The sequence below is a fragment of the Mesorhizobium sp. M1252 genome (assembly GCF_040318265.1).
Lineage (GTDB): Bacteria > Pseudomonadota > Alphaproteobacteria > Rhizobiales > Rhizobiaceae > Mesorhizobium.
This window is the reverse complement of sequence record NZ_JAMYLX010000002.1, coordinates 620,172-628,309: the sequence shown is the minus strand read 5'-3', so window position 1 is coordinate 628,309 and position 8,138 is coordinate 620,172. Positions and strand designations below refer to the sequence as shown.

Here is an 8,138-nt window from a genome sequence, read left to right as displayed (position 1 = left end):
CGACTACCAAGGAAGCCTATGCCTTCACGGTGTTCGAGAGCGTTTTCAAAGAGTTCGGCCTGCCCAGCGCCATCAGGACCGACAATGGCGTTCCCTTTGCCAGCCCAAACGCGCTGTTCAATCTCAGCAAACTGTCGGTCTGGTGGCTGCGCCTGGGCATCGACATCGAGCGCATCCAGCCGGGCTGTCCGCAGCAGAACGGGCGCCATGAGCGCATGCACCTGACTCTCAAGAAGGAAACCACCAAACCGGCTGGCGCCAATTTCCTGCAGCAGCAGGCCAGGTTCGATGACTTCATCAATGAGTTCAACTCAGAACGCCCACATCAGGCGCTCGACATGGCCTGTCCAGCCAAGCGCTACACCCCGTCACCGCGCATCTATGCCGGCCTGCCGGATCTCGATTATCCGTTTCACGACAAGGCCGTCACCGTCACCACCTGCGGCCGCATCTGCTACAATCGCAAGAAGATCAACCTCAGCCTCGTCTTTGCCGGCCAGACCGTCGGCATCAAACAGGTCGAGGACCATATCTGGCTGGCTTCCTTCATGGATTATGATTTGGGCTACTTCGATGATGAGACATGCAGGCTCGAACCACTCCAAAACCCCTTCGGGCCAAAAGTGTTACCCATGTCTCCGATATAAACCGTAACCTATGTGTCCGGAATGGACCTGGGTAGATTGGCGCACCCGACAGGATTCGAACCTGTGACCTCTGCCTTCGGAGGGCAGCGCTCTATCCAGCTGAGCTACGGGTGCCTTCAGGGAACCTGAAAACGAACCAGCCGATAGGCCGGCCAGCCACGGCTTCTTAGCGGAAGCCGGCGCGGGCTTCAACGGGCAATTGGCGTGGCGATATTTTCGAAGCCGCCTTTCGCGGCCTGGCAAGTTCGCGTCCGCCCTGCAGCCTCAGCCCGGGACTCACCCCGCCACCTCCACCTTCGCCACCCGCCTGCGCACCCTGCGCGGCGCCCGCTTCGCCTTCTTCGCGCCGGTCAGTTCATGCATCGCGTCCAGCTGCATCTGCTGCATTTCGGCCAGCCGCGTCCATTGGCGCGAGATCAGATAGTCGAGCTTTTCGTGCAAATGGCGCACTTCCAGCTCGGCTTTCAGGTTCACCCGGTAGTCGTTGAACGAGCGCAGGCGGTCCTTGGCCTCCGTCCGTCTCTGGCTCATCATGATGATCGGCGCCTGGATGGCGGCGATACAGGAGAGCAGCAGGTTGAGCAGGATGAAGGGGTAGGGGTCGAAGGCGCTGCTCACGCCCGCGATCAAATTGATGCCGATCCACACCGCAAGCACGCTGCCGAACGAGATCAGGAACCACCAGCTGCCGCCGAAAGCCGCCATGTTGTCGGAGACGCGGTCGGCGAACGAGCGGTGCTCCTCGAACTCCTCTTCCGAGTTTTCCGAAATCGTGTCCTGCCTGGCGATCGATTCGACCACCTGGCGGTCGAGCTCGGAGAATTCGCCATGCTCCTGCTGCAGCAGCTCCTCCATGTAGCGCATGCGGTAGCGGCCGAGCTCCTCGCGGCTGATGCGGGCTCCGCGCGGCAGGTCCGGATGATCGGAGCGGATGCGGTCGGCCAGGCTTGGCCGCAGGTCGTCGATGCGCACCAGGTCACGCTTGCGGAATTTGCGGCCCGATATCGCCGACGGCTTTCGCTTCGGCTTCAGGCGGCCATGCGGTTCGGAGTCCGGCACATCGGGCGCTTCCAGCGCCTCGTCGGCAACCAGCTCGGCGTCATGATCGCCGATGGGCGGCGCCTCGAAATACTCGCCGCCGCTGTCGTTTTCATTGGCGGCCTGTTCGGATGGTTTTGGGCTCATGATGCCGGCTCCTGCTGTCGCGCCCACGATACGCCAAGGCGAGGCGGCATAGCCACCGCCTCGGTGACGATTGCGGGCTTGTGCAAGCGCTTGTGATGCAGGCGCCAAGCCTGCAACGGCGACGCCAGCCTCCACTCCGTCTCGGTTTGCGCTCTACGAGTACCCCCACCCTTAATCCCTCCCACAAGGGGAGGGAGACTTGGTAGGCGCTGATCTCCGCAAACCGTCTAGGTTCGCTGCCAAAAAGGATGGCATGCGGCAGCGTTCCCTCCCCTTTATGGAAGGGCTAGGGTGGGGGTCCTCTTCGGAAGAACCATATGCGATTGCCCTGCATCTTGGGGGGTAGAGGGTGGCTCGGCGAAGCCGGGACGGAGTGGGGGGACGCGATTGCCTGCCCCTCCACGAGAGATCGCGAGCGCGCCCATCGCCTTGGCGCCATGGTCATCGGCTGCTGGCCTCATCCTCGCCCTGTGGCCAACCTGCCGGCGCGCTTATATCCCTGGGAGAGCTGCGCCATGATGCGCCTCGCCAAGCCACCAGGGGCAATGGCCCCACAACAGGGGTCGCCGCCATGTACAAACATATTCTGATCGCCACCGATGGTTCGGAACTCGCCGGCAAGGGCGTTGCCCACGGGCTGACGCTGGCCAACAGCCTTGCGGCCACCGTCACCTTCGTCAATGTCTCCGAGCCGTTCCCAATCCTCGCCTGGGGCGGAGCTGTCGCCGGAGTCGCGGTCGGCGACGAACTGGTCAATTATGAGGAAAATGCCCGCCGCTATGCCGCCGACGTGCTGGACCGGTGCAAGGCCTCGGCCGACGAACTCGGCGTGCCGGCAAAGATCTTGCACGTCGAAAACAAGACGCCCGCCGAGGGCATCCTCGACGTCGCCCGCGCCGAGGCCTGTGACCTGATCGTCATGGCCTCGCATGGCCGCCGGGGTCTCGGCCGCCTGCTGCTAGGCAGCCAGACGGCCGAAGTGCTGTCGCTGACGGAAACGCCTGTGCTGGTGGTGCGGTAGCTGTTTATTGAGTTGGCAAGCCGGGTGGCGCTAGCCCAGGAAGCGACGATGCAGGCGGCGGCAGGCCGGGAAGCGGCGACGCTGCCGGCTGGTCTCCCGCAAACATCAGCCGCGTCTTGGTATCGGCCAGCATCGGCGAAAGACTGCGCTGGATCAGCGCTTCGACATGGTCGTTGCGCTGCCTAGCGCTGTCGGCGCCCATCACCACCACGATCAGATGCCGGCCGTCGGCATTGTAGGACGTGACGATATTGTAACCGGATGCCCTGATATAGCCGGTCTTGATGCCGTCGACGCCGCGCACCCGGCCGAGCATGTCGTTGTGGCCGCGCACCAGCCGGCCGCGGAACATGAAGTCGCTTTCGGAGAAATAGTGGAACTGCTGCGGGAAGCGGGCGCGCAGCGCCATGCCGAGCGTCGCCATGTCGCGCGCCGATGTGTGCTGGCCATCGTCGGGCAGGCCGGAGGCATTGCGGAAGACGGTGCTGCTCATGCCGATCTGGCGCGCCTTGGACGTCATCATGGCGGCGAACTGGTCCTCCGAGCCGCCGAGATATTCGCCCACCGCCACCGCCACGTCATTGGCCGACTTGACCACGATCGCCCGGATCGCCGAATCGACATCGATGCCCTCGCCGCGCTTGAAGCGCAATTTGGTCGGCGGCTGCCGGGCGGCATTGTCGGAGACCGGGATCTGCGTTTCCTTCGAGACGCGGCCGGACTCCAGCGCCTCGAACAGCAGGTACAGCGTCATCATCTTGGTCAGCGACGCCGGATAGCGTTGCGCCCTCGAACTGACTTCGAACAGCGTCTTGCCACTGCCGGCATCGATTACGATGGCGGCATATTTCTCCTGCGGCGCCGGCACCGCCAGCACGCTGTCGGGCGGTGCGGTGGTGCTGCAGCCGGCCACGAAGACGAGCAGCAGGAGGGCTGCGAGAAATTTTTGGACGAGGGAGCGGAAATGGAAGTTTGGCAAGGCAAGTCCGGCGTTGCTGAGAGGGCCGGAACCTAGCCTAACCCATTGTGTTCGTCCATTTGGTTAACGGCGGAGCTGCCGATGACGCTGCCAATCTCCCCCGCAAGGGGGGAGATCAGATGTCGCTTCGGCTTCGCCAATCATCGGCGCTGAAACGGCAACCTCGACATCCGCCCACCCGCCCGAAATCGCCTGCTTCCTGTCCTGTTTTGCCTGCGGGGTCGCGGTGCTGCTATAGAGGCGGCAATTGCTTGGGGGATTTGACAATGACCGGTGACATCGGCGCGGCTGCGCCATCTCTTATCAGGGCTTCGCTCAGCCGCACCGGCAAATGGGCCGGCAGCGTCGCTTTCATCGGCGGCGCGGCTTCCGACATCCTCAATCCGCTGGCGCCGTTCGCCGCCTATATCGCGCTGGTCGCTTCGGTTGCCGCCGCCATCATCGCCATTGCCATCGTTCTGCGGCTGGTGCTGGCCGCCAAAGCGCTGCCGGCGCTGATCTTTGCCACCAGCGCTGCCGCCGTCGCCGGCGGCGTCTATGGCCTGCAGCAGCAGACCAATTCGCAGAACGGTGTGATCGCCGGCCTGGTGCCGGCCATCGCCCAGTTGCAGCAGCAGATGGGCATCGTCTCGGCCAGGGTGGCCAGGATCGAGCAAACGGTAACCGAGACGAAGCTGGCGGTCGACCAGGTCAAGCAATCGACCGACGCGGTGGCGAAGAAGACCGAGGAAATTGCGTCGACCCAGCAGCAGCAGGCTGAGCAGGGCGCGCAGACGCAAAAGTCGGTAGAGGCGGTCAAGCAGACGACCGAAACGCTCGCTGCCGGCCAGCAGAAACAGGCCGAGCAGGCGGATAAGCTTCAGGCGACCACCGAGCAGATCGCCGCCTCGATCGACACCATCGCCAAGGGCTTTGCCGCATTGGCCGCGCAGGGCGGGACGATCGCCGAGCCGAAGCGGCCGGACGAATTCTATCACAATGCCCGCGTCTACGAGCTTTCCGGCGACATGCTGAATGCGCGGCGCTCCTATCTCGCTTTCGCCGGTTTCGACGTCGACGCCGTCGATCCCTACACACGCTTCGCCACCCTGCTGCGCGTGCAGGACGGCAAGGCCGGCGCCCGCGAAGTGTTCGGCGCCCTGGCCGACAAGGCCAAGGCGCTGTCGATCAAGCTGGTCCATATCCTGCAGTTCGATGATGCCCAACGTCTCGACAAGCTCAACGCCTTCATCGCGGCCAATCCGGATTTCGCACCGGCCTATTACCTGCTCGCGCAGGAGTTTTCCGAGGATCGCCTCGGCGTCCAGTCGCTGTCCGACAAGCGCAGCGAGGCCGAGGCGCTGACCAAGTTCGTCTCCTATGAAAAGGAAGGCGGGCTGCTCAAATATTTCGTCGACCAGACGCAGCTCGCCGACTGGCTCGATCGCAGCCGTACCCGCCTGACGGCGCTTGGCGACGTGCTCGACCCGCAGCGCTTTGCCCCGACGCTGACGCCGATGCGCTCCAATGCCGGCTGGACGATCTCCATCTCGCTGCCCGAGGCTGCGACCGGCATTTCCTGGCGCATGGGTGTGTCAGGTCCGTTCACCGACACCGGATTGATGGCGATGAACGACCAGCGCACCGGCAAGCCGATGCCCAATCCGAGCTTCGAATTGCCCGAAAGCACCACGGCCACCACCATCGGGGTCAAGTATCTCGATCTCAGGGGCCGCGAGACCGGGCCGTTCAACATAAGTTTCGATCCGGACGCAGCGCTGCAACAGGGCAACAAACAGATCCTCGACCAGTTCTGGACGTCGTGGATCGCCTTCGACGCCAGCGGCAATCATGGCCTGGTCTATTTCTCCCAGATGCTGTCATTCCGCTGCGGCATCAAGGAGGTGCGCTACAGCCTGAACGGCACGGCGCTCGACAAGGAGATCAAGCTGCCGCCTTGCGACAAGAAGGACCCCTACGCCATTCCTTATGACTACCAGCCTTACTTCAAGGTCGCCGACAACGTGACATCGATGGCGGTGCAGGTCACCTACACCGACGGCACCAAGTCGCCGGTGCGCGAGTATAAGCGGCAGTAGGCGCCCACCCTCCCCCATGTGGGGAGGGTCGATCCGCGTAGCGGATCGGGGTGGGGGTCCTCGTAGGGCGCTACCCCCACCCGGTCGATCGATCTCCGCTTCGCTCCGAGCGCTCGCCGACCCTCCCCACAAGGGGGAGGGTAAAAATCGCCCTGATGCAAAATGCCGGTCGCTGTGCTTGCGCATCCCTCGCGGAGCGGGTTTGTTCGCTGCCATCAGAATCAGCAGGTGCGCGGATGGATACGGTCACGATCAAGGCAAAGGGCATTTCGGTCACGCTCGATCTCACTGTCGGCCATATCGCCGACATGACGGTCGACAGCGATGGCCGCCAGCTGAAGCCGCTGCACCGCGCGCCCTGGATCGATGCCGGCGAGACGCTGCCGCCGGATCTGCCTCAAGGCACGGTGCGGCTGTCTGGCGATTTCCTATGCGCACCGTTTTCGGCCAGCGACATCGAGGCCGCACCGCTGCATGGCTGGCCGGCCAACAGCCCCTGGGATGTCACCGCCAGCGAAGCGACATCCGACGGCTGGCGGGCCGTCTTCCGGTTGCGCCGCACGGTGATGGGCGCGACGGTCGACAAGATCTTCACGCTCCGCAACAGTCATCCCTTTCTCTATCAGGAGCATGTCTTTTCCGGCGGTTCCGGCGCGGTCTCCGCCGCCCACCATCCGATGGCGGCGATGCGCGATGGCGGCCGGCTGGCCTTTTCGCCGAAGCGCTTTGCCGGGACACTGGACGCACCGCTGGAGCCCGATCCGGCCCGCGGCCGCTTCAAGCTTTCCTATCCCGCCCGCTCGACCGATCTGACGCGCTTTCCAGCCACTGGCGGCGGCACGCTCGATCTCACCGACTACCGCATGGAGGATGAGCGCGAGGATTTCATCACCCTGGTCGAAGCCGATCATGACGGTCCGGGCTGGACGGCGCTGGCGCGCCGGGCCGAACTGGATCTGGTGCTGGTGCTGAAGAACCCGGCGGAGCTTCCGGTCACCATGCTGTGGTTCAGCAATGGCGGCCGCGACTACGCGCCGTGGAGCAGCCGCCATCGCGGCGTGCTCGGCATCGAGGACGGCCGCGCCGCCATCGGCCATGCCGCATCGATCGACGACAATTGGCTGAAGCGCGAAGGGGTCGCGACCGCTTTTACCCTCGGCGGCGAAGTCTCCTTCCGCCATGTCATCGGCGCGCTGCCGCAGGCAAACGGCGAGCCGCCGCGCGCTATCGGGACAGCCTCAGGTCACATGCGTCTCACCGGAGCCGATGGTTCGACCCGCGATGTCAGGTTCGACAGCGATTTCCTGCGGATCGGCCAGCCCGGCTGATTTTCGAACGCTGGCCCTGCCCCTCACCTGCCTGCCGGCATCCTCGACACACGGCACATGGAGCTTGTCCGCCGCACCGCCGCGCCAACCAATCTGCTTGGCGCTGCGGCGGACGCATAGGGGGAGAAGTGTTACCCATCTATCGGCTGGACACCGGCAGGGCGACGAGGGGCGGCGCTGACGTGACGGATGTCGTGAGATTGCCCAAATCGCGGTTTGAAATTTCCTCGAACTGCCGACAAGATGCAAAGCATAACTGGAAGCGCCCAATGTCCGAAATCGCCCATCTCGCCGCCACCATCTTCAAGCGCGCCGGCAAGGCGAAACGCTTCATCGTCGCCATTGCCGGCCCGCCCGGCGCCGGCAAGTCGACGCTCTCGGCCGGGCTGCATGATCTGCTGCCGGAGGGCGCGGCTGAAGTCGTGCCGATGGACGGCTTCCACTATGACGACATCGTGCTCGACCAGCGCGGCCTGCGGCCAAGAAAGGGCGCGCCGGAGACTTTCGACTTCGCCGGCTTCGAGACGCTGTTGAAGCGCATCCGTTCGGGCGAGCCAGACATCGCCATTCCGGTGTTCGACCGCAGCATGGAATTGTCGCGCGCCGCCGCCTCCATCGTTGCCGCCGAGACCAAGTTCATCCTGGTCGAAGGCAATTACCTCCTGCTCGACGAGGAGCCGTGGTCGCGGCTGGCGCCGCTGTTCGACTTCACCATCTTTGTCGATGTGCCGCGTGCCGAACTCGAGCGCCGCCTTCTGGTGCGCTGGCACGAGCATGGCCGCTCCGACGAAGACGCCCGCGCCTGGATCGCTTCCAACGACATGCCCAACATCGATCGCGTGCTCGGCCGTCGCAGGTCCGCCGACCTGGTTGTTGGCGATCCCGCATAGTTCGCTGGAC

Annotated in this window: 7 protein-coding genes and 1 tRNA gene; 5 read left to right on the top strand and 3 right to left on the bottom strand. The window is 64.2% G+C overall.

The genetic code is table 11. From position 1 onward, the window contains the following. The coding region (locus tag NKH22_RS06480) for an integrase core domain-containing protein (RefSeq protein WP_352909189.1) at positions 1-647 on the top strand (647 nt) is incomplete at its 5' end. Between the two features lie 37 nt (positions 648-684). Here the strand turns inward: NKH22_RS06480 and NKH22_RS06475 are convergent. After that, positions 685-761 (bottom strand) — tRNA-Arg (locus NKH22_RS06475). Positions 762-923: 162 nt separating this feature from the next. Further along, a complete protein-coding gene (locus NKH22_RS06470; RefSeq protein WP_023723419.1) occupies positions 924-1,832 on the bottom strand; it encodes a DUF1003 domain-containing protein in 909 nt (302 codons plus the stop codon). 571 nt (positions 1,833-2,403) lie between these two features. Here NKH22_RS06470 and NKH22_RS06465 point away from each other — a divergent pair. Next, complete coding sequence (locus NKH22_RS06465) at positions 2,404-2,853, top strand: universal stress protein (protein WP_023695863.1); 450 nt, start codon at positions 2,404-2,406, stop codon at positions 2,851-2,853. Positions 2,854-2,857: 4 nt separating this feature from the next. Here NKH22_RS06465 and NKH22_RS06460 read toward each other — a convergent pair whose 3' ends face one another. Continuing rightward, positions 2,858-3,832 carry a D-alanyl-D-alanine carboxypeptidase family protein gene (locus NKH22_RS06460; RefSeq protein WP_023695864.1) on the bottom strand — a complete coding sequence of 325 codons (975 nt, stop codon included), beginning with the start codon at positions 3,830-3,832 and terminating at the stop codon, positions 2,858-2,860. A 266-nt stretch (positions 3,833-4,098) separates the two neighbouring features. Between NKH22_RS06460 and NKH22_RS06455 the strand changes: the two genes are divergently transcribed. From NKH22_RS06455 to NKH22_RS06445, 3 genes are all read left to right on the top strand, one after another. After that, positions 4,099-5,910, top strand: a complete 1,812-nt coding sequence (locus NKH22_RS06455) for a methyl-accepting chemotaxis protein (RefSeq protein WP_352909188.1) — start codon at positions 4,099-4,101, stop codon at positions 5,908-5,910. Between the two features lie 236 nt (positions 5,911-6,146). Beyond that, complete coding sequence (locus tag NKH22_RS06450; RefSeq protein WP_023695866.1) at positions 6,147-7,238, top strand: hypothetical protein; 1,092 nt, start codon at positions 6,147-6,149, stop codon at positions 7,236-7,238. A gap of 269 nt (positions 7,239-7,507) precedes the next feature. Beyond that, a complete protein-coding gene (locus NKH22_RS06445) occupies positions 7,508-8,128 on the top strand; it encodes a nucleoside triphosphate hydrolase (protein WP_023689152.1) in 621 nt (206 codons plus the stop codon). Positions 8,129-8,138 lie beyond the last annotated feature (10 nt).

Bases quoted from the DNA above. Each gene is read 5' to 3' on its own strand.
- NKH22_RS06470 (WP_023723419.1), bottom strand. From the start codon at position 1,832: ATGAGCCCAAAACCATCCGAACAGGCCGCCAATGAAAACGACAGCGGC.
- NKH22_RS06465 (WP_023695863.1), top strand. From the start codon at position 2,404: ATGTACAAACATATTCTGATCGCCACCGATGGTTCGGAACTCGCCGGC.
- NKH22_RS06455 (WP_352909188.1), top strand. From the start codon at position 4,099: ATGACCGGTGACATCGGCGCGGCTGCGCCATCTCTTATCAGGGCTTCG.
- NKH22_RS06450 (WP_023695866.1), top strand. From the start codon at position 6,147: ATGGATACGGTCACGATCAAGGCAAAGGGCATTTCGGTCACGCTCGAT.
- NKH22_RS06445 (WP_023689152.1), top strand. From the start codon at position 7,508: ATGTCCGAAATCGCCCATCTCGCCGCCACCATCTTCAAGCGCGCCGGC.